The organism is Ruegeria sp. D7 (assembly GCF_056534355.1).
The window spans coordinates 1-22,699 of record NZ_JBQFPG010000007.1 but is presented as its reverse complement, the minus strand read 5'-3'; the positions used below and the strand labels follow the sequence as shown (position 1 = coordinate 22,699).

The following is a 22,699-nucleotide window of genomic DNA, read 5'->3' as shown; positions in this document are numbered from 1 at the left end:
AATGTTCGATCCACTGGTGCGCTCTGCCGTAGCTGAGACTCTACATCAGACCGCACGGACTCCGTCACAATGTGATGGGTTGTTGAAACGTCCTAAAAATCAAAAAGCTCGTCCAGAAAGCCGCCGCGTTTCTTCTTTTTCCGGTATCCGTGATCAGATCGGTCATCATAACCCCGCTGCGGCGGTGGCGGCGGCGTATGGTCGGCAGAGCGATCAATGATTTTGTCCAGCTCTCCACGGTCCAGCCACACGCCACGACATTGCGGACAATAATCAATCTCAACCCCGCTCCGTTCGGTGATTACCAGCTGAGTTCCATCAATCGGACATTGCATCAGACGCTCTCCTTTTTCTGTCCTGAACAGATGGGAGCGCGCGCAGGGTTTTTCACCCTACTGCGACCGCACGTCCCTCTATGGGCAAAGCTGTAGGGCAGAGTTGACCCGGTCCCGCGCTGCCCTCTTCAGCATTGGAATTCACAAATTGAGGTTCCAAATGGTTGCCATGACGAACCCTAAGAAATTTCTCAGCAGCTGATGGGTGCATAGACCCATTGTCTCTGTCTTCGAGCCCTCAATGCTGGGTTGGATACTCCCTAAAACGCGATAGAAATGTGCTTAGGGCTCACCTCAAAACGCAGGCGAAACCCAAACGTGAATTGGTCTAACGAGATGCGTGTAACGAGACCGCAGAACGACCCGAGTTTGGACAAAATTCCGCCCAAAATCGTCAATAGCCGCCGCAGTGCAACAGATCGAATACAGATTGGAAATCAATGAAAAAGGCAGCTCTGCTTCTTACCCTATTGCCTGCAGCCGCATTCGCCGAGGAACGGGTGTTTGAATGTGAGGCACCGGATGCGGAACACCCGGAAATGGCCGCTCGGCTTGTGAAGTATGATGGCCAGCAAAAGGGCCACATTACGATCGGGGACATCGACAAGGATGTGGATGTGTTTCCCGGTCTCGACACCCTGACCTATCTGTATGTCGGTGAGGATTACACGCTGAATTATAACGTTCACCCTGAGAAGGGCACGTTTGATTACTCTGCCTCTGGTAGCAAGTCCGGATGGGGCAAGGGAACGTGCGTAGAGACCACCGGCCAATAATGGCGTTCGAATAGAATGGTTTAAGGCGCGGTCGGGACGGCAGTCTGGTCGCGCCTTTGCTTTTGTTCCGAAATCAAGTTCGCACAGCTGATCCAAGCATTTGCAACATAATTACGAGCCAAGGCGGTACTTAGTCGGTGTCATTCCGGTCTGGCCCCTGAAAAAGCGTGTGAAATGGGATTTGTCGGAGTAGCCGAGCATTAGACCGATCTCAGCTATTGTCATTTTGTCTTCTCCGAGGTGTTCCTTGGCGACATCGACACGCAGCCGTTTGATTTCGCGGGGCAGCGTTGTGCCTTGTTGCTGAAGCGCTTTCAGAAACCGTTCCGGCTGTATTCCCAACAATCCAGCCACCACCTCTGGTCCCAAATCGGTTTCATCCAGCTTATCGCGTAAAACAGATCGCAAAGCAGCTACTACGGTTACTTCTTCATCTTGTCGCGGTGAGGCGATGGGCTTGGCAGAGCCCTCAGAGACATGGTGCAAAAACAACCATTCTACAGGGAAACTAATTTGCATTCCGGGATCGGTCCCAAGGCCGACCTCGATCCCTTTGTAATCGATAGGTAGTCCGTTGATGTATCTGCTTTCCCATCGCACACGCGAAGAATCCCAGGCATCTCCGACGACGGTCTGCAATAGGCGTACATAGATTGCGGCACCAAAACCGGTCACCTGAATCGGCGGTACAGTAGGCTCTTGTTGTCTTTCGATTCGATAAGTCGCTTTATCCGCTTCTACGACAAGGCTGTGTCGCACAGAATTGGATTCCTGCGGTACAAGCCCCACGAAACGGGTAAAGAACTCGAACAGCGTCTTTGTCGATTGCAGGGCCTGAGCGAACGGAGGCCACTCTTGCAGGTCAAACGTCTCCCCTACTTTCAGTCCAAGGTATCGATCTCCTGACACTTCTGAGAAGGCATTTACCAAACCGTAGACCAACTCTGAGTGCACGAACACGGCTGGGTCAGACAACAGTTCGGCTTTCAGGCCAACCTGATCCAATGCTGGTTGCGGATTGATCTTACGTTCGGTGAGATATTGCAGGAACGGAGCAGCTAAGGAGAGGCGAATAAAGCCCTCGCTATGCTCTTGAGAGGTGGAGTTGAAAGGCAAGCTCGTCACCCTTGTCTGGATTAGTTTTAAGAAGTGGCCATTTTTTCAATCACATTCGAACATCCTAATTCGAAAGTGGCAACCGAGCCAAGATTTTCCGGACTACAGTTTGCAAAACACGAATATGAAGGGAGTACTTATGTCCGGCCTACGATTGTCCCTTTGCTCGACGGTAATTGTCGCTGCAGCTCTTTCTTTTTCAACGTCCGCGCATGCTCAGGATCAAGAAGAACCTCAAACGTTGTTTACCAACGTGCATGTCTTCGATGGCGTCAATGAACAGCGTATCGAGAATGCCAGCGTATTGGTCGAGGGTAATCTGATTAAGGCCGTATCAACCGATGCGATCGATGCCCCCAATGCTACGGTCATTGACGGAGAGGGACGGACACTGACCCCCGGGTTTATTGAACTGCACGCGCACCTCATGCTGATGGGGCCTACGTTACCTGCGATGGAGGCCAACACAACGTGGGAGGACTTTGCCATACACGGTGCACGGATGGCCGAGATGTATTTGATGCAGGGCTTCACCACAGTCAGGTATGCGGGTGGCGCCAATGGCGGGTTACGTCGCGCAATTGACGCAGGCCAAATTGACGGCCCGCGTTACTTTCCATCTGGTGCATTTATCGGAACGCGAGGTGGTCACGCTGACTTCGCGAATTTCACCGCACCGCCCGGGTCTGAAACAAACATGAGCAGGCTGAACTTGGCGCAGGAAATTAGCGGTGTTGATGACGTTTACAAGTTCGCACGCAACAATTTCCGCATGGGCGCGACGCAGTTGAAGTTCATGCAATCTGGTGGCGTCGTATCGGCCTTCGATCCGTGGCAGTTGCTGGCTGGATCGCCTGAGGAAATCAAAGCTGCGGTACAGGTGGCAAACGAGTATGGCAGCTATGTCATGGCGCATTCCTATCGGAAGGAAGCAATCCTGAGCGCGCTAGAGGCGGGTGTGATGTCGATCGAACACGGCTTCTCGTTTGACTGTGAAATTGCCCAAGTCATGAACGAAAAAGGGGCATATATTACGACCAACCTGACGGCCTTCGATCCCGGATTGCTTGATATTCCGGCAGTGGCAAATGTCCCGTCGAGCCTTGCCAAAGCAAAATCCGCCTCGGCCACATTTGCGGGCTACATCGACAATATGAAGGAATGCCCGGTGAAGCGAGGGTTCCAGACCGACTGTGTTGGTTCGGTCGAGGCATGCAATATCCAGATTGCCTACGAGAAGCACCTGAACAATGAGTTTTTTGGACCCTACACGTCGATGGTGACGTTGACATCGACGGGTGGTGAGGTGGTCGCTTTGTCAGGTGACTTTATGAACCCGTATACCGCCGGAAAACTCGGCGTTATCGAGGAAGGAGCTTATGCGGATATCCTGCTCATCGATGGTAACCCACTTGAAGACTTCTCGGTTGTTGGCACGGGTGATCAATGGTTCGGTGCCGACCCGAGGCCTGAAAGCCCAGATACGATCCGCCTGATCATGAAGGACGGCGTCATCTATAAAAACACACTGGATTGACCTGTCTGAACAGCCGGAGAGTATTTATGCGACATTGCTTCCGCTCCGTAGTATTCGCAGGGTTGGTTTGGTGTGCTCATCCTGTCATGGCGACGCCAGGAACCGCGTTAGACTGGTCTGACCTGCCTGACCCGTCCGCGCAGGTCTTTGAAGACCCCTATCGCGAACTTAGCGCTGAACAGTTCGACGATGTTCTTTACGTCGTAAGGCTGCGCGGCAGATTGCAGCGGGAATCTGGTATCGATGAAGAAAGGCAGAAATGGCAAGAGCTTCTGACCGAGACTGAGGATGCCTTGGTGGCAGATGGTATTGATGTCGACTGGCTACTCGATCAGCGAGAGGTCGTAACAGAACGTCGAAGAAAGGCTGGTACAAACGGAAATCCGCAATTCGACGGTCAAACAATCACACTCGCGGGCTTTGCCATTCCCGCTCCGAGTGATCCGGACGGGCGACCTGTCGCGTATCTGGTGCCGGAACGCGGGATGTGTAGTCACATGCCTCCTCCTCCGCCCAACCAGATGATCCGTGTGCGGTTGAATGGAGACTGGACGCCCAGCTATTTCCACGAACCTGTTCGGCTAACGGGCACTTTGACCATCAATCCTTCTGTTCAGAACATGATGGTTGTGGACGGCCTTATGCCTATGAATGCGACGTTCCAGTTGGAGACGGAACGTGTCGAAACTCTGGAGACTGAAGCAGACAGGCTTGAATGGAGGCAGCGCGCCGCCGATCGCATCCGGGCGGCGGGAGCTCGCAAGACCAGCGGGGCAAAGACGTCTGAATGATAAGACTTCTGTTTGCCGCATTGAGTATTGCCTTTGCTGGCGCAGCGTCGGCTCAGGGACTGTCCGGGCCATCTTCGGTTGAAGCTGATCTAGAGCCCGGCGATGGGCTAACCGATCCGCAATACCGTTCCGATTTTCCACGCAACATCGCACCAGGTTGGTTTCAGTGGAAAGACCGACTGGCCGAGGACGGTTTTCGCTTCAATATTGATTACCTGGCATTGGGCCAATCCACGAATGCTGATCTGGGAACCGGCGAAGCGGCAAGCGGTATTGCGCGTTTTTACGGCAGTTGGCAGGCAACTGAACGCGGCTCTTTGACATTCAAGATCGAAGACCGGCACAGTTACACCGATGTTGCCCCGCAATTCCTTGGGCTGGATGGCGGAGCACTTTCGATCACTGGGACAGCCTTCAACGATAATGGTTTGCTGCTGACCAATCTGTTCTGGACGCAAAGGGCCGAGAACGGCGCGTGGACACTGCAAGTCGGGCAGATTGATGTAACGGACTTTGTGGACATTTACGGGTTGGTCAGCCCATACAGCGGTTTCCAGAACCTGTCTTTCAATACCAACCCGACTATCAACACACCCAATCAAGGCCTTGGCATTGCCGGTGGGGTAAAGCTGAGCGAAAACTTCTACGCTGTTGCGAGCATCTCAGACGCAAACGCCGACCCGTCTGATCCAAACTTTGATGTGTTTAGCGATGGCAATCTCTTCAAGTCACTCGAGCTTGGTTACACCTCCGGCTTTGATCGCATCTACTTTGACAATATCCATTTGACCCTTTGGCATGCGGATGCAGCCGACGATGGTAGCCGCCCTGAAGATTATGGGGCTGCCTTCTCAGCGGCTTGGTTTGTTGGCAATAAATGGATGCCATTCTTCAGGGCAGGGGCCTCAAAAGGGACAGCGGCGCTTTATGATCGGTCCGTTTCTGCAGGTCTGGGATATTACGGTCGCAATACCGATCTGGCCGGGCTGGGACTGAACTGGGCCGAGGCAAGGGGCATAGACGGTGATCAGTTCACGCTCGAAGCATTCTATCGTTTTTCAATATCACCCGGGCTGCAGATCACGCCATCACTGCAGTTCATTTCTGACCCGCTGCTGAACCCCACGCAGGATAGCATTATGCTGTTCGGTCTAAGAACTCGGATCGTTTTCTGAGGTGGGGCGAAAGCAGACTCCAAAAATAACAAAACATTCAGTTTTGTCGATAAAAGGGAGGATCCATCCATGCGTACCTTGTTTCTGGCGGGCACGTTGTCTGTTTTTTCGACACTAGGCACCGCGCAGACTTACGACATCGTCATTCTCAACGGTCGGGTCATGGACCCGGAAACTGGGTTCGACCAGATTGCTAACGTTGGAATAAGCAACGGCTGGATCACTGCGATCACCGACGAAGATATTAACGGCAGCCAGTCCATCGATGCGACAGGGCACGTTGTGGCACCCGGATTTATCGACCTTGAGCAACACGGGTTGGACCCTTGGGGTATCAAAGTAAACCTTAGGGATGGCGTCACAACTCAAATGGATTTTGAGGTCGGAGCCGCTAACATTGATGAATGGTATGAAGCACGAGAGGGCTCAACGCAGGCAAATTATGGCACGGTGGTTGGACAAGAATTCGCACGGATGCGGGTCCATGACGGGCTCGTGCTTGAAGGTGGAGATATAGACTTCCGGAACTTCTTCGCACTGAGGGCACAATCTGTGGAAGACGGCGTCGAGGGGTGGTCTTCTGTACCAAGCAACCGTGAGCAGATGAACGAAATCACTGCCCAGCTGGATGAGGGACTACGTCTTGGAGCACTCGGTGTGGGATCGACCATTGGTTACGCCCGCGAAGGTATTACCACCTATGAGATGTTCGAAGCACAGCGGGCTGCGGCGCGTTACGGTAGACTGACTTCCGTCCATCACCGATTTCATCCCAGTGCTTCGACGCCGACAGAAACACAGACGGGTGTAAATGAAATCTTGGTCAATGCGATGGTGCTTGGTGCCCCGCTGCACATTCATCATGACAATGATTATGGGTGGTGGGAAAATCAGGAAAAGCTCCAGATGGCCCGCGACCAAGGCTACAACGTCTGGTCCAGCTACTATCCTTGGACTGCCGGATCGGGAAACTACGGCGCTTCGATCATCGCCCCAGAAAACTGGGAAGGTTCGATGGGGTACAAATACGAAGACACCATCTTTGATCCCCAGCTCGATCGCTTCGTGACAAAAGACGAGTTTTTGAGCTTCGCTGAGAATGAACCGGGACGGACAGCCATAGTTTTTAGCCCTCCAAGAGAGCAATGGCTGAATGATTGGATCACCATCGCAGGCTATGGCATCTCGGGCGACGGTATGGCTGGGCTAGACATCGAGGGCAACTTGATGAATTGGGATGCTCCTTACGAAGACTATGCCGGGCATCCTCGGTCAGCAGGCAGCCACGCGCTTGTCTTGAGACTGGCTCGCGAAGCGAATGTGCCGCTTATGCTCACACTCACTCAGCTAAGTTACATCCATGCGAAGCGCTTAGGTGACACAGGGTTGCGAGCAATGCAGGTGCGTGGGCGTATGCAGGAAGGCATGGTCGCGGACATCACGATTTTCGACCCGGAATCTGTGACCGAAAAAGCGAACTATACTCTCGGTCAGCAAGGTCTTCCGTCAGAAGGCATTCCGTACGTGCTCGTTAACGGAACCCTTGTTGTTAACAACAGTGAAGTTCAGCGAGATGTTTATGCGGGACAGCCAATCCGGTTTCCAGTCGAGGACAGCGGACGTTTCGTTCCGGCTGGTCGCGAGCAGATCATGGGTATTCTCACGCCGGATACCGGCACGGCCCGTCCAACACTGCTCGATGATATCACAAATAGTGAAGCCAATGTCGCACCTGTTGATCCACCAACTAATCAGTTTGCATCGATAGAGCCCACCGACCCCTTTGATTGGTTTACTCCTCGCAACGGTCTAGATGACGGTGCCCTGTTCTTTTGCGTCGTGCATGCTCGCTTCGAAGACCGTGCAACGGTAAATCGTGATTATGCGAAGGCCATGATGTCTAAAACGGGCGGATTTAGAGGTGCTAGTCGCGTAAGACCTTGATCCATTGTGGGGAAAGGATGGTGGGTGATGAGAGACTCGAACTCCCGACATCTTCGGTGTAAACGAAGCGCTCTACCAACTGAGCTAATCACCCGTGAGGGCTCATGTAGCTAAGCCCGTGCGTGGGTGCAAGAGGGTATGGCACAATTTCTTTTGCAAAATCGCGCAAGGTTTCAGATCAGCGTTTAGGCAACTGGGCGCGGTTACCAATCGAGCAAACTCATGTGTCATATCGTGGTTGAATAGCGAAATGCGGATATCGCTGTTCAGGCGAGGCGGATCAGACACGTTGTTTAGCGATTGAGCGCTCTACCTCGGGAGTTTCCGGTTTTAGAGAAGCGCGACAGCATATTGATCTTGGGTTGGGCGATTCTCGTTTTCCACCGAATTCTGAGTTCAATATGGGCCGTAGCTTTGGTTGTAAGGCCAAAGGGCCTTGCCTGCCACGTGTTGCCTCCGATATGCCCAGAGGGATTGCAACCCTCTGATCCGGAGGCAAAGAATGACGGGCGCCTGTCGCTGTCTGATCGCAGCTTTGGCCTTCTGCGCGATACTCGCTGTCCCGGTTCGGGCCGAGGGCGTGCTGGTTTTTGCCGCCGCCAGCCTCAAGACCGCACTGGACGTGATTGCCAGAAGTTATGAGGCTGAGACCGGGCAAGAGGTGACGGTGTCGTACGCGGCCTCCTCGGTGCTGGCGCGGCAGATACAAGCGGGGGCGCCCGCCGATCTGTTCATTTCGGCCAACGAGGATTGGATGGACGTGCTGCAGGATGAGGGCCTGATCAATACCGCTTCACGTATTGAGTTGCTGGGTAACGGGCTGGTTTTGATTGGTGCGCCGGGGGCTGACACGGCCGAGATTGAGGCGGGGTTTGACCTGAGCACCCGTCTAGGCAGTGGGTATCTGGCCATGGCTTTGGTCGATGCGGTGCCTGCGGGCATCTATGGCAAGGCCGCGTTACAGGGTCTGGGACTTTGGGGCGATGTTCAGGACCAGATCGCCCAGACGGACAATGTACGCGCCGCGCTGGCGCTGGTTGCGACGGGGGCGGCGCCTTTGGGCATTGTCTATCGCTCGGACGCTGTGGCTGATGAGCGGGTCGGGGTCATCGGTGTCATCCCGGCAGATATCCACCCGAAAATTGTGTATCCAGCAGCCCTGACTTCTACTGCAGAACCTACGGCGCACGCGCTTTTGACCTATTTGCAAGGCAATTCCGCACGGGCCGAATTTGTGAGGCAGGGGTTCTCCCTGCCCGAAGGTTAGTACGATGGGATGGTTGGGCCCGGCAGAGATGGAGGCATTGCGCCTGTCGCTGCGCGTATCGTTCTGGGCAACGCTGATCACGTTGCCCTTTGGGATTTTCATTGCCTATGCGCTTGCGCGCTGGCGGTTTCCGGGGCGCCAGTTGCTGAATGGTCTGGTTCATCTGCCTCTGATCCTGCCGCCGGTGGTGACCGGCTATCTGCTGCTGCTGACCTTTGGGATTCAGGGGCCGTTGGGCGCGCCTTTGGCCGAGCTTGGGATCGTTTTTGCTTTCCGATGGACCGGCGCTGCGCTGGCTGCCGGGATCATGGCTTTTCCGCTGATGGTGCGCGCGATCCGGCTGTCGATCGAGGCAGTAGACCCAAAACTGGAACAGGCAGGCGCCACTTTGGGGGCGTCGCGTCTGCTGGTCTTTGGAACGGTGACGCTGCCAATGATCCTGCCTGGGGTCATTGCGGGCGCGATCCTGGCGTTTGCCAAGGCGATGGGAGAGTTCGGGGCCACGATCACCTTTGTTTCTAACATACCCGGTCAGACGCAGACGTTGCCCTCGGCAGTCTATGCGTTTTTGCAGGTTCCAGGGGGTGAGGCGGCGGCGACGCGGCTGGTGATCATCTCGATCATCATCGCCATGGGCGCGCTTTTGCTGTCGGAATATGTGGGCCGTCGTGTGGCCAAACGCGTGGCCGGATCATGAGCCTGTCCGTCCGCCTGCAACACCAGCTACCCGGGATGAAGCTGGACCTCGATTTCGACGCACCTTCCGGTGTAACGGTTCTGTTTGGGCGTTCTGGTTCGGGAAAGACGACGGTAGTGAATGCAGTCGCTGGGCTATTGAGGCCCGAGGCCGGGCGGGTCGCGGTCGGCGATTGGGTGTTGTTCGACACGGATCGTGGGGCATGGCTGCCGCCACATAGACGGCGCTTGGGCTATATCTTTCAGGAAGGCCGTCTGTTCCCGCATCTGACCGTACGCCAGAACCTGAATTATGGTCGCTGGTTTGCACCGCGCGGGGCACGACGCGAAAACCCGGATCGGGTGATCGAGATGTTGGGTGTTGGCCATCTGCTGGACCGCCGCCCAGCCATGCTATCGGGGGGTGAGAAACAGCGCGTCGCCATTGGCCGCGCCCTGCTGGCCAGCCCGCGCCTGATCCTTGCGGATGAGCCTCTGGCCGCGCTCGACGACGCGCGAAAGGCTGAAATCCTGCCCTATTTCGAACGGTTGCGGGACGAGGTATCAGTCCCGATACTCTATGTGACCCATTCGGCGGCCGAGGTTGCCCGGCTTGCAACGTCCGTGGTTGCGCTGCAGGACGGGCGTGTCGTGCGGCATGGTCCCGCGTCCGATGTTCTGTCGGACCCATCCGTGGCCCCTGCAGGCGTGCGCGCGGTGGGGGCCGTTCTGCGGGTCCGTGTTACGGCGCATCACGACGATGGCCTGTCCGAACTTGATGCCGGTGGCGCTCGTCTTTACCTGCCTCGGATTGCCCATCAAATCGGCGAAGAGCTGCGTATTCGTATTCCGGCGCAAGAGGTGATCCTGTCCAATAGACCACCCGAGGGTCTTTCAGCCTTGAATGTGTTGTCGGGGCAGGTCGAGGCGATCCGGGCAGGTGAGGGGCCCGGTGCAATCGTGTCGGTCAAAACAACTGCGGGTGTTGTGCTGGCGCGCGTGACCCGACGCTCGGTCGCGGCGCTGGGTTTGCAGCAGGGCAGTACATGCTATGCGGTGATCAAGACCGTCGCGCTGGCTCCGCAGGATGTCGGGGGGCGGGTTGTCTAGGACCTAGGCAAGCGCACGCGCCTCATGTTCGCGCAGGATCAGCCGCGCAGCAAGGCCGAAGCCGATATGTTCGTCCGAGGCGCGCTCGGGGAATATCTCGGCGAGTTCCTGCAGCGCGTCAGAAGACAGCGTGTGGAGGGTTTCTTCACCCAGAAACAGGCTTTCGGCCTGAGCCCCTTCGGCAAACAAAATCTCGTGCCTGTCCAGCAGGATATGCAGGTATTCGACCGGCTCATCACCGGTATCAATATCTATTCCCGGCCACGAGCACAGATGTTTGGCGGCGACCAACACTTCGGGCGCGCCAAACAGCATCTCGACCTTGGGGCCGCGGATCAGGAGGCGATGCTGTTGAGACACCAGCAAATCGCGGGATGGAACACCAGGTCCCAGACTACCTGCGGTCACTCGCACCGGGCGCATCGCAGGATTTGCGCGCAATCGCTCGGGCGACATGGTGCTGCTTTCGATCCAGCGGATCGGCTGTATTCCGTGATCGGCAGTCAACACGTCGTCATCCACGCGCAGGGTCTCAATGGCGCGCTGGCCTTCCGCCGTTTCGATCAGAGTACTTGAGGTAAAGCAAACGCCTTCGATAGTGATATCAATGATCTGGGTCTGGGTTCCACTGAAGGTGAAGAAACCATTGGCGAAATTGGCGGTGACCGTCACCTCGAACGAGTCCAATTGGATTTCTCCGTCATCGAGGCTATCGAAGAAGGCCGGGTCGACGGTATAGGTCCACGTACCGTTCGCATCTATTGAGGCGGTGCCGAAATCCGGTTGATCGGAGATTGCCCAGGTGGCCCCGGTGAAGGTTCCGAAATCCGATGTTGCGGTGACATCGAGGTCACCCGAAGCGACATTAGGAGGAAAGCCGGTCACGTCGCCCGTGATATCGCCCGATATGGTTACAACCGAAGTCATCCGTTTTCCTGCTCAAGCGTTCTGGCAAATTCGGCATCGCGGTAAAGGCGCATATGCACCTGTTGCTGGTCATCGCGTGTCCATTCGACGATCCGTTTTGTGGATAGGTCGCTGCTGAGGCGATTGGTGCGCACGCGTGGGTGCGGGATGTCCCGTTTCAGCATGTCGACGATCTGACGAGTTTGGCCGAAGGGTGCCACCATATCGATGATCCAGAAGGATGAGCCACTGGCGAAATCGACATCTCTCAGCGGCTCTTCCTTCACCGCATAGCGATATTCGGCTTCAGGGCTGAGACCGGCAAATGTCACGAATCCGCGCGGAAAGCCGTTTTGGCGGAAGATGTGATACTGGCCCAATCTCAGCGGCGTTTCGAACGCATAGAGAACCTGCGCCAAACTGCGGTTACGATGCGTTTTGGTCAGGGCAGCCAGATAAAATAACGCACCGAAGTCGGCGTATTTTTCACCGGAAAGATCGAACCAGTCTTTGGGAAATGACTTTTCCACGGGCCACTCTGGAAACTGCTGATGCAGAGATCATAGCGCACCACATATTCAAAGAAAGAATTTTCACTCAAGCTGATGTGTTACGGGTTGAGTTAGACCTGAGGCCCGGTTTGACTATATTGATTCGTATAGGCTGGTTGGTCCCACGTCGTCTCAGCCGTGATCGCGTTTTTCATAGGGTGTTTTATATGCGTTTTCTTACATGCCTCTCTTTGACAGCCATCATACTGGCCCCCACCATTGCGCAGTCTCAGGGCGTTGGTTTTGGCTATAAACTAAGACCGCAGTTCAGAACCCAGATCACGCCGCTTAAGGATGGAACCTACGAAGTGAAGCCTGTCGGTGGATCCTCGGCCGCGGTCACCTATTGGTGTGGAATTGGTGATTATGCAGTTCGCACTTTGGGAGTTTCAAACTCGCAGCGGATTTATGTTTTCAAAGCTTACGAGAAAGGTGTTCGCACAGTGCAGTTTTCGCTAACTCCACCGCCCGGCGCGGATACCAATCCGGGATATTCTTTGACCGTCAACAGGGTGGGTGAGAACCTTTCCGCCGCTTCGGCGCAAAACTACTGCTTTGATAATTCCATCGATATGGGGTTTTAGCGGTCAGACCCATTTGGCCAAGGGCGGCAGACTCATCAGAACAGCATCGGGGTCGTGCCCGGTTTCCAGACCAAACTTGGTGCCCCGGTCATAGACCAGATTGTATTCGGCATAGAGCCCACGATGCACCAGCTGGGTGTTTTTGTCCGCGTCGTCAAAGCTTTGCACCCGGCGTTTTTCGACCAGAGGCAGAAAGGCGGGCAGGAAGGCGCGACCGATGTCCTGAGTCAGCGCAAAATCCGCCTGCCAGTCGCCGGTGCAATAGTCATCCATGAAGATCCCGCCGACACCCCGAGCGCGCTTTCGGTGGGGGATATAAAAATACTCGTCAGCCCAATCTTTGAGGCGCGGGTAGTGGCCGGGTCCGTGCGGGTCGAGATGCGCTTTTTGGGTGGCGTGGAAATGGGCGGTGTCGTCGTCATATTCGATGCAGGGATTCAGGTCGGAGCCGCCGCCGAACCACCAGGCATGTGGGGTCCAGAACATCCGGGTGTTCATATGGACCGCAGGCACATGCGGGTTCTGCATATGGGCCACAAGGCTGATGCCCGAAGCCCAGAACCGGGGGTCGTCCTTCATCCCCGGAATACCCTTGCGCGCAGCCATCGCGTTTTGCGCGCGCTCACCCAGCGTACCAAAGACGGTTGAGACATTAACGCCCACCTTCTCGAACACGCGGCCCCCGCGCATCACCGACATCAGCCCGCCGCCCGCGTCGGAGCCATCGTCAGACTGCCGTTTAGTTTCTTTGACTTCGAACCTTCCCGGCTGAGAATCCGAGAAGGGGCCTGAGGTGTGGCTGTCTTCCAACGCTTCGAAGGCGGTTACGATGTCATCTCGCAACTGGCGGAACCAGGCAGCGGCGGTGGCTTTTTCGTTATCGAACATTGGGATCAGTGGGCCGGGGCTGCGACAGGGTCCAGCAGGGTGCGGCCTCCGTCAATGGTTAGAATTTGGCCTGTCATGAAGCCCGCAGCGTCCGACGCGAGAAATTGCGCGGTTTCGACCAGTTCGTTCGGAGCGGCAATCCGGGAAAGCGGAGTATGTTTTTCGATGTCGTCCCGGAAATCTCGGTTTTCTTTCAGCGTTGACTGCAATGAAGCGCTCATGACTGATCCCAGTGCGATGGAGTTTACGCGAATGCGGCTGGGCGCAAGTGCAACCGCCAACGAACGGGTCATCTGATCCAGCGCAGCGGTCGAAACGGAATAGGCCATCAGATCGGGATGGGTGCGGCGTGCGGCAATCGAGGACAGGTTGATGATTGACCCGGCAGGGTTCTCATCGTCTCCATCAGCCTGTTTGATAAATCGCTTAGCCACTAGTTGGCTCAGTCGCAGCGCGGGCATCAGGTTCTGGTTCAGCAATGTGCGCACGGAATCGTCATCGGTGTCCAGCGGGTCCGACGGGATCACCTGCCGTGCACCATTGATCAGGATATCAACCTGATCAAACGCATCCAGCGTGGCCGAAAGCAGATTGGCGATGGTCAACTTTTCACGCAGGTCACCGGCGAAATAACGGATGTTGCTGTCATCCGCCTGTTCGCCCAGCTCATCGGACAGGCGCTTTTCATCCATATCGGCGAACATGACATTGGCGCCTGCATCGGCAAAGTGCCGTCCGATGGCCAGTCCGATGCCGTTGGCACCCCCGGTGACGATTGCGGTCTTGCCCGCGATGGAAAAGGACATGCGAATCCTCCTGAGTTCTGGCGAAGGTTAGCGGGCCTCAGCCCCGAGGGCGAGAGGCATGGAAAACCTTGAAGCGGTTGTCTCCTGCCACTTCGTCAACACTGGCGAAAGCCTCGGCCAGCGTGGCCTCGTAAGGCAGGTGGCGATTTGCAACCATCCAGAGTTGACCGTTGCGGGTGAGGTTGCGTGCAGCACTGGTGATAAAGCCCTGGCCCAATGTCGGGTCGGCGCTGCGCGAAGTGTGAAAGGGCGGATTCATGATCACCATGTCCAGCGGCTCGGGCGCGCTCCATTTGGTGGCGTCGGCCCAGTGGAACTGCGCACGGGGGTCGGTGACGTTGGCGCGGGCACAAGTAAGGGCGGTGTGGTCGGCCTCAACCAGATGCAGGCTGCGCAAGGTGTCGCCGATCAGCATGGCGGACAGAAAGCCCCAACCTGCACCGAGATCAGCAATGCGCGTGCCGCGGTTGGTTGGCAGAGACTTCAGCAGCAGGGCCGAGGCAGGATCGATACCATCGGCGGAAAACACTCCGGGCGCGGTATGGAAGCCGTCAACCATTTGGTTTTCAGGCGCAGCCCAGTCGGCAAAGGCGTCCGCATCAGACTGAAACCAGAAAATCTTGCCATGTGCCTTCGAGATTGGACCCTCGATCGCGACCCGCTTGCGGATATCTTTCAGCAAACTGTCGACGCCATCGGTTTTGGCCCCGTCCACCACGATGACCCCGCTGGCGCGGCTGCAGGCCTGATGGATCAGCGCCCGGGCCAGCGCCTTGGCGCGCGGTAGAAACACGACCGCATCCTGGCAAGGCGCGTCACTATTGGGCGCAGCGACAAAGCCCTGCGTAGCAAAGTGATCGTGGAACGGTTTGAACGGCTGCACCATCTGCGCCTCGCGCGGAAGGTCCGACAAATCGTGGTCCGGGGTAGGCGCCAAAACAGTCAGCGATTGCGACAGGCTGAGCCCGCTGTTCAAGGCTAGATCAAGGCGAGAGGACATGGCCGCGCGTTATTCTTCGCGTTCCATGGTGCATTGCAGCGGGTGCTGATGCCTGCGCGCGAAATCCATGACTTGCCCGACCTTGGTCTCGGCAATCTCATGGCTGAACACGCCAACCACGGCGACACCTTTCTTGTGGACGGTCAGCATTATTTCAAACGCTTGCGCATGGGTCATGCCGAAGAACCGTTCCAGCACATGCACTACGAACTCCATCGGTGTGTAATCGTCATTCAGCAACAGCACCTTATACAGCGGCGGCCGCTTGGTCTTGGGGCGCGTTTGCACCAGGACCGACGTGTCGTCGTCGTCGTCGTCCTTTTCAGACATGATCCACTGGTGTTTGCGCATTGCTGTAAGAGAATCTCGATTAACACTACGAATTGTTTCCCGGCTTATATAACGTCACGGTTGCCAGAGAAAAGAGCAACCGGACGGAAATGCGATGCGGGACAAGCTGACAACAATCGGGTTCGATGCAGACGATACCCTTTGGCATAACGAGCGTTTCTTCCAGCTGACTCAGGCATATTTTGCCGAATTGCTGGCCGATCACGCCGATCACGATCACCTGATGGAACGTCTACTTGCCGCCGAAAAGCGCAACATCCAGCACTATGGGTATGGCATCAAGGGCTTTACCCTGTCGATGATCGAGACAGCGATTGAGGTGACGGAAGATCGCGTACCGGCGCGCGTCATCCGCCAACTTGTTGAAGCGGGGCAGGAGATGCTGGCACATCCCATCGAACTGCTCCCCCATGCGCGCGAGGCCATCGAGGCGGTGGCCAAGACGCATAAGGTTCTGCTGATCACCAAGGGCGACCTGATCGACCAGGAGCGCAAGCTGGCGCAATCCGGATTGGGTGAGCTGTTCGATGGCGTCGAGATCGTGAGCGAAAAAACGGCGGCGACCTATGCGATAATTTTTGACCAGTACGGTGATGGACCCGACGCTTCGATGATGATCGGAAACTCGATGCGTTCTGACGTGGTGGCCCCAATCGAAGCCGGGTGCTGGGGCGTGCATGTCCCGCACGGGTTGGTATGGGAGGTCGAGCAGGCCGAGGTCCCAACTTCCAACCCACGGTTCCGCGAGTTGAAGGATTTGGGTGATCTTTCAGCTTTGATTGATCAGATTTCCTGACCTGTTGCCGTTTGACATCAGTCCCAAAAAATTCGATGACACGGCTTGCCTGAAATTCGGCACAATCGCCGGTATGGTGTTCGGGCGCGCATGAAACACCATATGTAGCGTGAATCTGATTGTGTATATGATCCACTCAAACGCAGCTTTCAGTTTCTTTAAACCCGTCCCTGTGTTAGCCTGAAGAATATCAAAATAAAAATTGCTGACCGGGAAAACCCGGCGGCGCGAGGCAGACAGAGGCAAAGATCGTGCAGATTCGGCGGACAGTTCCGGCCCGAATGGGCTTATTACTTATAGCATTTCTGTGGCTGCTTTCATTTGCACCACTTCAGGGCATGGCGGCCCCTTACGCGGCCATGGTGATCGACGCACGCACCGGAGAAGTGCTGCATTCCCGCAATGCCGACACGCGGTTGCATCCGGCATCTCTGACCAAGATGATGACGCTGTATATTGCGTTTGAGGCCGTGCGGAATGGTGAGATCACGTTGGACACTCAGGTGCGCATCACCAAGGCGGCAGCGGCTGAGCCGCCCTCGAAGCTGGGTTTGCGCACTGGGCAGCGAATCGCGTTTCGCTATCTGATCCGGGCGGCGGCGGTGAAATCCGCCAACGACGCGGCAACCGCGATCGGCATCGCCCTCAGCGGGTCCGAGGCGGCGTTTGCTCGTCGCATGACCCGCACCGCCAAGGCGATGGGGATGAGCCGGACCACCTTCAAGAATGCCCATGGTCTGACCGAGTCGGGGCATTTGTCGACCGCGCGGGATATGACCACGCTGGGCCGTCACCTGCTGTATGATTACCCGCAGTACTACAACTTGTTCTCGCGCCAATCGACGAATGCCGGGATCAAGACTGTACCGAACACCAACCGCCGCCTTTTGGCAGCCTATCGGGGCGCCGATGGGATCAAGACCGGCTATACCCGCGCTGCAGGGTTTAATCTGGTTGCTTCGGCCAAGCGCAAAGATGAACGTATCATCGCGACCGTCTTCGGTGGCAAATCAGGTGCATCGCGCAACGCCCGGGTGGCCGAGCTTTTGGATATGGGTTTCCGCCGTGCCCCCTCGCGTGCGCCAATCCGTAAGCCCGCCCGCCCGGCCTATGCAGGGAATGCTGGTCTGGGTAGTGCACAAGTGGTCGCCCAAGCGGGCCCGCCGAAAAAGAGCCTGCGCCCGGTGTTGCGCCCGGTGGCGAGCGAAACGGTTCAGGTCGCGGGGTCGGTCGCCGCAACGGCTGAAAAAGACAACACCCGGATTCAGGACGGTATCGCTGCTGCGATTGCAGCAGCAGACATAGCACCGTCGGATGGCGCCAAGCCTTCCGAAAACGTGGTGCTGGCCTCGGTCGAACCGGCCAAACAGCCCGAGCCTGAACCCGAAGTTGTGACCCGCTTGTCCACTTCCGGTGGTCACCTTTGGGGCGTCAATGTTGGCCGCTACACCACACGGTATGAGGCCGAGAAGGTTCTGTTGAAAACTGCGCTGTCGGAAATGACCACTTTGGAAGGCACTTTGCGCAAGGTGAATCAAAGCTCGCGTGGGTTTGACGCGACATTTCAGGGCATGACCCGCGAGCAGGCTGATCTGGCCTGTCGTCGGTTACAGGCGCGCAATGTCACGTGTTTCATGATCGGGCCGTCATAAGACCCGGCATTCTCTCCTGGATGGGCCTGGGCTGCGATGACCTCGCAGCCCATTTTTTATGGCAAATCAATCGAAGACGTGGCCGTGTTTGTACTGTTCATCTTGCCCGGCCGCCGCAGTTAAGGCTGCAACGTTATCCTTGGTGAAGAAGCCGTCGTAGTGATGACAACGTTCGATGTATTCGGTGATCAGCAGCGTGTGTTTCGAGTGCTTTGAGAAGATCTGTTTCAGGTTCGGATCATCTTTGCATTCCCCGACCACATGGGCCAGGAACGGAACGCCCTTGTCTTTAAGAGTGTTGACCACGAAATCGACATTTTTCTCACCCGCGCCATGGTCGCCGTCCTGAATTTCAACCGCCATGTGGTGCAAGCGTCGTCCGAAATTACGCACGAAATCCTCGGTTGGCATCGGCAATTGCTCGAAAGAGTTCACGAATGAGGGCGTGTTGTTTGCAGTAAAGACCTTGGCAGGGGATTTCTTGTCGTCATCCACATTGGCATTGCGATTCACATTGGTCGACGAGTTCATGTCGAAGATGTTGTACGCCCCCCAGAAGTAATAAGGCACCATGGTCAGAAATTCGAGGATCGCGTCCTCACGTTCCCCGGCCAGAATGCGTGTCGCCAGATGATCGATCCCCAGCATCAGGGGTGCGATTTTGCTATCCGTCCCAAACGCAGCGGCCTGATCCAGCTTGGCTTGTTCCACATCGCTCAGCAAAACACGGTCGCCTAACCCCAAACTGTCTGTGTCGTTGAAATCCAGCGTGGAATAGCCGACGCGATTGCACGTGAAATCCGATGGCGTCGTAAAGCGGTATCCTTCCAGCGTGTAGAACGGATTTTCGGTGTCCCCAGAATATTCGAACCGAATATTCTGATCCTCCAGCGATCCAGTCAGCGCCTTCAGGTCAGTGGCACCGTAAATCTCACCTACATATCGCGTCTGCGGCTTACCGCGCGCCAGCGGGTACATACGATTGATACGCGGGATGAAATCCTCGAATGCCGGGCTGAGCGGAGCCATCAGGATCAGCGCCGGATAATCGGCATGTGAATGCATCACCGAGAACTTGTGTGTCTGTCCCAAATAGCTGGCGGTGTGGCGATAGGGGGTCATCACATAAAGCTCGACCAGCGTGTCAAACAGCGCATCTGTCTCGACCTGAATGACAATGGCCCGCATCGCACCGACCTGATCCGCAATGCCCGAGCTGATGCGGCGCTCGTAAATCCTGGGAAGATATTCGGTGAAGAAGTCCGAGTTCTTCTTGTCGCCCCTTGGCTGGTAGGACATCAGATCAAAAGACATAGGCTAACCTCCTTGCGGCGCGTTGCTTGGATTTGTGGTAGTCAGATCATGCACTTGCCATGCATGCTAGGCGCTAAGGCCTGCATGGGCAACAGTTTGGAGATGGGGTGCCAAAGTTACGTTGTTGTAACTAACGGATGAATTTTGTGACCTCGACTCCGCCCGCGATCAGGTTCTCGCGCACCGAGTGCGCGATCTGAACTGCTGTCGGGCCATCACCATGCAGGCAGATCGTATCGATTGAGGTCTCAAGGCGTTTGCCGGATTCGGTGATGATGGCACCTTCCTTCACCATTTCCAGAATACGTGGTCCGGCCAGTGCAGGGTCGTGTATCACGGCTCCCGGCAGTGACCGATCCACCAAAGTGCCATCGTCGTTATAGGCACGGTCGGCGAAGATTTCGCCCACCCACTTGCAGTCCAGCTCGCGCACCGCTTCTTCTTGTTTGGTGACCGCCAGCACCATGATGATGATGTTCGGGTCCACGTCCAATGCGCTCTGATAACAGGCCCGCGCCATATCGATATCGACCGAACACATGTTGGCCAGCGCTCCATGTAGCTTTAGATGGCGCACTTCAGTGCCCATCGCCTTGGCCATGCCGATTGCCGATCCAAGCTGATAACGCACCAGATTGCGCAAACTGTCATGGGGCACTTTCATGTTTCGACGCCCGAACCCCTGCAGATCAGGAAAACCGGGATGCGCACCGATGCCCACACCGTTCTGAGCTGCCAGAGCCATGGTCTTGGCCATCACATCCGGGTCACCCGCATGAAAGCCACAGGCGATATTGGCTGATGTGATGATCTTCAGAAGGCTTTCATCGTCACCCATCTTCCACGGGCCAAAGCTTTCGCCCATATCGGCATTCAGATCGACGCTCGACATCGCAATAACTCCTTATTCGGTGGCAGAGATCATTCCGCTGATCAGTTGGTAGGACAGGAGGTCCGGGATGTCATGCGGATCGCGGACCAAGGGTTCAACACGGGCGGGCAGGCGGGCAAGGTCGGCCTTAAATGCGGCTTGCAGCGCGATGGCTTGTTCCAGTGTTACGAATTCGAAGCGCACCTCGCCTCCCGCCGGGGTCTGTGCAGCGCGGGGCAGATCACAGGGCAGAACGGTTGCGATGCGCGGGTAACCTCCGGTGGTCTGGCACTCGGGCAGTAGGATGAAGGGCGCACCGGTGCCGGTCATCTGTATATCGCCGGGGGTTATGACTTCGGACAGTATGTTCAACTGACCCTTGGCCGCGAAGCCGTCACCTTCACTATCCAGCTGCATGCCCATCCGGTTGGCTCGGGCGCCGCGGCGGAATGTCGTTTGCGTAAACCGTGCCAGCGTCTCGTCATCGAACAGTGCAGTTTGAAAGCTGGCCACAACCCGCAACGTCCCACCCGAAAACCGATCCTCCGAACGCAGCTTCAGGCCGGTCTTGCCGGTTTCCGTCGAAGGCAGGTGATCACCCGCTTGAACGGCGCGCCCGATCCTTGCGGTCAGATGGGCCGCGCGTGAGCCCAGCGTCATGTCGGTCCCGATCCCGCCACCCAGATTCAGATACCCGTAACTGCCCTGCAGCACCGACCCGACTACCAGCCGCTGCCCAGCCTCCATTTGATGCGAGGCATTCCACAAGACGGGGCTGCCATCGATACTGGCCTGCATCGGTGCGCCGGTCAGCGCGATGGCGGTTGGTACGGTTGCCTCAAACTCACCACCCATCTCCGCCATTTCGAGGGCGGCGCTCGTTGGGGTGTTACCAAGCAACGCGGCCCCTTCATAAAGCGCCGCTATATCTGCGGCACCCGAACGCGACAGGCCTTGATCCAGATACCCGGTGCGCCCTTGATCCTGAACCGTGCAAGCTGGACCGATGCGATGGACGATCAGCGTCATGTCGTGATCTCCTCGCAACTCGCACCACCAGAGCCATCAGTGCAGGTTGTACGGATATCCTCAAGCTCTTCGCGCGTGACTGAGATGAACTGCATCTCATCACCGGGGTTGAGGGCAAAACTTCGCCCCATGTCCGGACGAAAGCAACGAAACGCGGTTTGTCCAACATGACGCCATCCGGTTGGGGTTGGCCCCGAGAACAGGACAAATTGAGAAATTGCCAAAACCAACGCCCCTTCAGGCACCATCGGCGTCAGCTCTTTCAGGCGTGGAATGTTGAATTCGGGTCCGAGTGGCCCGAGATAAGGTTGGCCCGGCGCAAATCCGATGGTTAAAACCCGCACACGCGATTGGCTGAGACGATCAATGGCGTCCGCTGGTGACAACTCTGCTGCCAATGCCGCGTCTTCTAGCTGTGGCGCAAGATCGGAACCGTAGACCGTCGGCACTTTCCAGAATCGTCGCCCCGCAGGCAAAGGTGCAGCGTACCAATCGCGACTGACCAGCATAGCTCGCAGCAACTCTTCGATGTCATGATGCGACAGGCTTAATGGATCAAACCTTATAAATGCAGATGCCAGCGAGGCCGAAGTCTCAAGCACGCCATCAATCTGCTGCGCCTCGACTGCGCCCCGAAACGCCAGGGCGGCGCGGTTCGACGGCTCGGACATGGTTTGCGCAAAGGTCACCAACAGACCGTCAAACCCAACGGTTCGCAGCAAGGGAAACTTAATGTCATTCGTCATATCAAGGTCACAGGCGTATCGGGTTTGCTTTGAAAAGACCTGAGCCTATCCATAGACAATGCGCAAGGCCCTGTAAGACCAACTTGCATTGCGCCTGGCGGCGCCGATATCGGGTGCGAATCCGGGATTGGAAATGAATCGCTGATTGCCGTCGAGTCGGTATAGTCTTGTGGGTGACTGTAGTGTTCTCACTATATGTTGGGTTTGAACCAACAAGCACTGAAATCTAGGCGGTATATCTGATGTGCTTGAAGGATGATTTTCGCCGATTTCTATGAGGTGAGTTCCACTCAACTATTAGAAATTATTGTATAAAAAATGATTTTGAAGTTTTTTGCGATATTCTTGAATTTTCCACTTGCGCGTTGAATGCGTAAGGCATAGAACGCCCTTCACCGGCGCTGCTGAGGTGCTGGGACGCGGTGGAAGCTGCGGAGACGCTCGGGAGAGACTGGGGGCATCTGAGGTTTTTGATTGGG

24 protein-coding genes and 1 tRNA gene are annotated in these 22,699 nt (G+C 56.2%); 11 read left to right on the top strand and 14 right to left on the bottom strand.

Features of this window, described 5'->3' with window-relative positions:
* Positions 1-92: 92 nt before the first annotated feature.
* Positions 93-335 (bottom strand): TFIIB-type zinc ribbon-containing protein, encoded by a 243-nt coding sequence (locus ACRZ9U_RS11440; RefSeq protein WP_170408258.1) that lies wholly within the window; start codon positions 333-335, stop codon positions 93-95.
* Between the two features lie 440 nt (positions 336-775).
* Between ACRZ9U_RS11440 and ACRZ9U_RS11435 the strand changes: the two genes are divergently transcribed.
* A complete protein-coding gene (locus tag ACRZ9U_RS11435; protein WP_170395976.1) occupies positions 776-1,111 on the top strand; it encodes a hypothetical protein in 336 nt (111 codons plus the stop codon).
* A 111-nt stretch (positions 1,112-1,222) separates the two neighbouring features.
* Here the strand turns inward: ACRZ9U_RS11435 and ACRZ9U_RS11430 are convergent, their stop codons facing one another.
* The gene (locus ACRZ9U_RS11430; RefSeq protein ID WP_480901860.1) at positions 1,223-2,227 is read right to left on the bottom strand and encodes an AraC family transcriptional regulator; all 1,005 of its coding nucleotides are present in this window, start codon (positions 2,225-2,227) and stop codon (positions 1,223-1,225) included.
* 124 nt (positions 2,228-2,351) lie between these two features.
* Here ACRZ9U_RS11430 and ACRZ9U_RS11425 point away from each other — a divergent pair, with 124 nt between their 5' ends.
* From ACRZ9U_RS11425 to ACRZ9U_RS11410, 4 genes are all read left to right on the top strand, one after another.
* Positions 2,352-3,764, top strand: a complete 1,413-nt coding sequence (locus tag ACRZ9U_RS11425; RefSeq protein ID WP_480901858.1) for an amidohydrolase family protein — start codon at positions 2,352-2,354, stop codon at positions 3,762-3,764.
* Between the two features lie 86 nt (positions 3,765-3,850).
* On the top strand, positions 3,851-4,555 hold the full coding sequence (locus tag ACRZ9U_RS11420) for a DUF3299 domain-containing protein (RefSeq protein WP_480901857.1): 705 nt from the start codon (positions 3,851-3,853) through the stop codon (positions 4,553-4,555).
* Positions 4,552-5,730 carry a carbohydrate porin gene (locus ACRZ9U_RS11415; RefSeq protein WP_170408876.1) on the top strand — a complete coding sequence of 393 codons (1,179 nt, stop codon included), beginning with the start codon at positions 4,552-4,554 and terminating at the stop codon, positions 5,728-5,730. Before ACRZ9U_RS11420 ends, ACRZ9U_RS11415 begins: the two co-directional genes overlap by 4 nt.
* 69 nt (positions 5,731-5,799) lie before the next feature.
* On the top strand, positions 5,800-7,674 hold the full coding sequence (locus ACRZ9U_RS11410) for an amidohydrolase family protein (RefSeq protein ID WP_170408877.1): 1,875 nt from the start codon (positions 5,800-5,802) through the stop codon (positions 7,672-7,674).
* 18 nt (positions 7,675-7,692) lie between these two features.
* Here the strand turns inward: ACRZ9U_RS11410 and ACRZ9U_RS11405 are convergent.
* Positions 7,693-7,768: transfer RNA gene (locus ACRZ9U_RS11405), tRNA-Val, on the bottom strand.
* Between the two features lie 408 nt (positions 7,769-8,176).
* Here ACRZ9U_RS11405 and modA point away from each other — a divergent pair.
* Genes modA through modC form a run of 3 tightly spaced genes read left to right on the top strand, consistent with a single transcriptional unit; the run spans position 8,177 to position 10,726 of the window.
* Positions 8,177-8,941: a molybdate ABC transporter substrate-binding protein gene (gene modA / locus ACRZ9U_RS11400; protein ID WP_170408878.1), complete on the top strand. Its 765-nt coding sequence runs from the start codon at positions 8,177-8,179 to the stop codon at positions 8,939-8,941.
* 4 nt (positions 8,942-8,945) lie between these two features.
* Entirely contained in the window at positions 8,946-9,638 is a 693-nt protein-coding gene (gene modB, locus ACRZ9U_RS11395; protein WP_170408879.1) for a molybdate ABC transporter permease subunit, read from the top strand.
* Positions 9,635-10,726 carry a molybdenum ABC transporter ATP-binding protein gene (gene modC, locus ACRZ9U_RS11390; RefSeq protein WP_170396032.1) on the top strand — a complete coding sequence of 364 codons (1,092 nt, stop codon included), beginning with the start codon at positions 9,635-9,637 and terminating at the stop codon, positions 10,724-10,726. The genes modB and modC overlap by 4 nt, the downstream gene beginning before the upstream one ends.
* A gap of 3 nt (positions 10,727-10,729) precedes the next feature.
* On the opposite strand, the gene ACRZ9U_RS11385 is transcribed toward modC, so the two are convergent.
* Entirely contained in the window at positions 10,730-11,653 is a 924-nt protein-coding gene (locus ACRZ9U_RS11385; RefSeq protein WP_170408880.1) for a Hint domain-containing protein, read from the bottom strand.
* The gene (locus ACRZ9U_RS11380; RefSeq protein WP_170408881.1) at positions 11,650-12,162 is read right to left on the bottom strand and encodes a toxin-activating lysine-acyltransferase; all 513 of its coding nucleotides are present in this window, start codon (positions 12,160-12,162) and stop codon (positions 11,650-11,652) included. The genes ACRZ9U_RS11385 and ACRZ9U_RS11380 overlap by 4 nt, the downstream gene beginning before the upstream one ends.
* Here ACRZ9U_RS11380 and ACRZ9U_RS11375 point away from each other — a divergent pair.
* Positions 12,150-12,767: a hypothetical protein gene (locus tag ACRZ9U_RS11375; RefSeq protein WP_480563019.1), complete on the top strand. Its 618-nt coding sequence runs from the start codon at positions 12,150-12,152 to the stop codon at positions 12,765-12,767. The two genes, ACRZ9U_RS11380 and ACRZ9U_RS11375, sit on opposite strands and share 13 nt — an antisense overlap.
* 3 nt (positions 12,768-12,770) lie before the next feature.
* On the opposite strand, the gene hemF is transcribed toward ACRZ9U_RS11375, so the two are convergent.
* Genes hemF through clpS form a run of 4 tightly spaced genes read right to left on the bottom strand, consistent with a single transcriptional unit; the run spans position 12,771 to position 15,791 of the window.
* Complete coding sequence (hemF, locus tag ACRZ9U_RS11370) at positions 12,771-13,655, bottom strand: oxygen-dependent coproporphyrinogen oxidase (protein ID WP_170396040.1); 885 nt, start codon at positions 13,653-13,655, stop codon at positions 12,771-12,773.
* Positions 13,656-13,660: 5 nt separating this feature from the next.
* Positions 13,661-14,461, bottom strand: coding sequence for an SDR family NAD(P)-dependent oxidoreductase (locus ACRZ9U_RS11365; RefSeq protein WP_170408883.1), 801 nt, complete (start codon positions 14,459-14,461; stop codon positions 13,661-13,663).
* Between the two features lie 37 nt (positions 14,462-14,498).
* Positions 14,499-15,461 (bottom strand): class I SAM-dependent methyltransferase, encoded by a 963-nt coding sequence (locus ACRZ9U_RS11360; RefSeq protein WP_170408884.1) that lies wholly within the window; start codon positions 15,459-15,461, stop codon positions 14,499-14,501.
* Positions 15,462-15,470: 9 nt separating this feature from the next.
* Entirely contained in the window at positions 15,471-15,791 is a 321-nt protein-coding gene (gene clpS / locus ACRZ9U_RS11355; protein ID WP_480901850.1) for an ATP-dependent Clp protease adapter ClpS, read from the bottom strand.
* Between the two features lie 115 nt (positions 15,792-15,906).
* On the opposite strand from clpS, the gene ACRZ9U_RS11350 reads away from it, so the two are divergent.
* Positions 15,907-16,608: an HAD family hydrolase gene (locus ACRZ9U_RS11350; RefSeq protein ID WP_170408886.1), complete on the top strand. Its 702-nt coding sequence runs from the start codon at positions 15,907-15,909 to the stop codon at positions 16,606-16,608.
* 281 nt (positions 16,609-16,889) lie between these two features.
* Positions 16,890-18,260, top strand: coding sequence for a D-alanyl-D-alanine carboxypeptidase family protein (locus tag ACRZ9U_RS11345; RefSeq protein WP_170396050.1), 1,371 nt, complete (start codon positions 16,890-16,892; stop codon positions 18,258-18,260).
* 66 nt (positions 18,261-18,326) lie between these two features.
* Here the strand turns inward: ACRZ9U_RS11345 and ACRZ9U_RS11340 are convergent, their stop codons facing one another.
* The 5 genes from ACRZ9U_RS11340 to ACRZ9U_RS11320 all read right to left on the bottom strand — a co-directional run.
* Positions 18,327-19,574, bottom strand: coding sequence for a hypothetical protein (locus ACRZ9U_RS11340; protein WP_170408887.1), 1,248 nt, complete (start codon positions 19,572-19,574; stop codon positions 18,327-18,329).
* Between the two features lie 130 nt (positions 19,575-19,704).
* Positions 19,705-20,466 (bottom strand): LamB/YcsF family protein, encoded by a 762-nt coding sequence (locus ACRZ9U_RS11335; protein ID WP_480901847.1) that lies wholly within the window; start codon positions 20,464-20,466, stop codon positions 19,705-19,707.
* A gap of 12 nt (positions 20,467-20,478) precedes the next feature.
* Complete coding sequence (locus ACRZ9U_RS11330; RefSeq protein WP_170408889.1) at positions 20,479-21,474, bottom strand: 5-oxoprolinase subunit C family protein; 996 nt, start codon at positions 21,472-21,474, stop codon at positions 20,479-20,481.
* The gene (locus ACRZ9U_RS11325) at positions 21,471-22,220 is read right to left on the bottom strand and encodes a 5-oxoprolinase subunit B family protein (protein WP_170408890.1); all 750 of its coding nucleotides are present in this window, start codon (positions 22,218-22,220) and stop codon (positions 21,471-21,473) included. Before ACRZ9U_RS11325 ends, ACRZ9U_RS11330 begins: the two co-directional genes overlap by 4 nt.
* A gap of 297 nt (positions 22,221-22,517) precedes the next feature.
* Positions 22,518-22,699 (bottom strand): hypothetical protein (locus tag ACRZ9U_RS11320; protein ID WP_480790300.1); only part of this gene is annotated, 182 nt, incomplete at its 5' end.

What these genes read in the sequence shown, in the direction of transcription:
- ACRZ9U_RS11325 (WP_170408890.1), bottom strand. Translation starts at nt 22,220, where the DNA reads ATGACGAATGACATTAAGTTTCCCTTGCTGCGAACCGTTGGGTTTGAC.
- modA (WP_170408878.1), top strand. Translation starts at nt 8,177, where the DNA reads ATGACGGGCGCCTGTCGCTGTCTGATCGCAGCTTTGGCCTTCTGCGCG.
- ACRZ9U_RS11375 (WP_480563019.1), top strand. Translation starts at nt 12,150, where the DNA reads ATGACTTTTCCACGGGCCACTCTGGAAACTGCTGATGCAGAGATCATA.
- ACRZ9U_RS11340 (WP_170408887.1), bottom strand. Translation starts at nt 19,574, where the DNA reads ATGTCTTTTGATCTGATGTCCTACCAGCCAAGGGGCGACAAGAAGAAC.
- modB (WP_170408879.1), top strand. Translation starts at nt 8,946, where the DNA reads ATGGGATGGTTGGGCCCGGCAGAGATGGAGGCATTGCGCCTGTCGCTG.
- ACRZ9U_RS11360 (WP_170408884.1), bottom strand. Translation starts at nt 15,461, where the DNA reads ATGTCCTCTCGCCTTGATCTAGCCTTGAACAGCGGGCTCAGCCTGTCG.
- ACRZ9U_RS11425 (WP_480901858.1), top strand. Translation starts at nt 2,352, where the DNA reads ATGAAGGGAGTACTTATGTCCGGCCTACGATTGTCCCTTTGCTCGACG.
- ACRZ9U_RS11330 (WP_170408889.1), bottom strand. Translation starts at nt 21,474, where the DNA reads ATGACGCTGATCGTCCATCGCATCGGTCCAGCTTGCACGGTTCAGGAT.
- ACRZ9U_RS11410 (WP_170408877.1), top strand. Translation starts at nt 5,800, where the DNA reads ATGCGTACCTTGTTTCTGGCGGGCACGTTGTCTGTTTTTTCGACACTA.
- ACRZ9U_RS11420 (WP_480901857.1), top strand. Translation starts at nt 3,851, where the DNA reads ATGGCGACGCCAGGAACCGCGTTAGACTGGTCTGACCTGCCTGACCCG.
- modC (WP_170396032.1), top strand. Translation starts at nt 9,635, where the DNA reads ATGAGCCTGTCCGTCCGCCTGCAACACCAGCTACCCGGGATGAAGCTG.
- hemF (WP_170396040.1), bottom strand. Translation starts at nt 13,655, where the DNA reads ATGTTCGATAACGAAAAAGCCACCGCCGCTGCCTGGTTCCGCCAGTTG.
- ACRZ9U_RS11350 (WP_170408886.1), top strand. Translation starts at nt 15,907, where the DNA reads ATGCGGGACAAGCTGACAACAATCGGGTTCGATGCAGACGATACCCTT.
- ACRZ9U_RS11440 (WP_170408258.1), bottom strand. Translation starts at nt 335, where the DNA reads ATGCAATGTCCGATTGATGGAACTCAGCTGGTAATCACCGAACGGAGC.
- ACRZ9U_RS11435 (WP_170395976.1), top strand. Translation starts at nt 776, where the DNA reads ATGAAAAAGGCAGCTCTGCTTCTTACCCTATTGCCTGCAGCCGCATTC.
- ACRZ9U_RS11415 (WP_170408876.1), top strand. Translation starts at nt 4,552, where the DNA reads ATGATAAGACTTCTGTTTGCCGCATTGAGTATTGCCTTTGCTGGCGCA.
- ACRZ9U_RS11385 (WP_170408880.1), bottom strand. Translation starts at nt 11,653, where the DNA reads ATGACTTCGGTTGTAACCATATCGGGCGATATCACGGGCGACGTGACC.
- ACRZ9U_RS11335 (WP_480901847.1), bottom strand. Translation starts at nt 20,466, where the DNA reads ATGTCGAGCGTCGATCTGAATGCCGATATGGGCGAAAGCTTTGGCCCG.
- clpS (WP_480901850.1), bottom strand. Translation starts at nt 15,791, where the DNA reads ATGTCTGAAAAGGACGACGACGACGACGACACGTCGGTCCTGGTGCAA.
- ACRZ9U_RS11345 (WP_170396050.1), top strand. Translation starts at nt 16,890, where the DNA reads ATGGGCTTATTACTTATAGCATTTCTGTGGCTGCTTTCATTTGCACCA.
- ACRZ9U_RS11365 (WP_170408883.1), bottom strand. Translation starts at nt 14,461, where the DNA reads ATGTCCTTTTCCATCGCGGGCAAGACCGCAATCGTCACCGGGGGTGCC.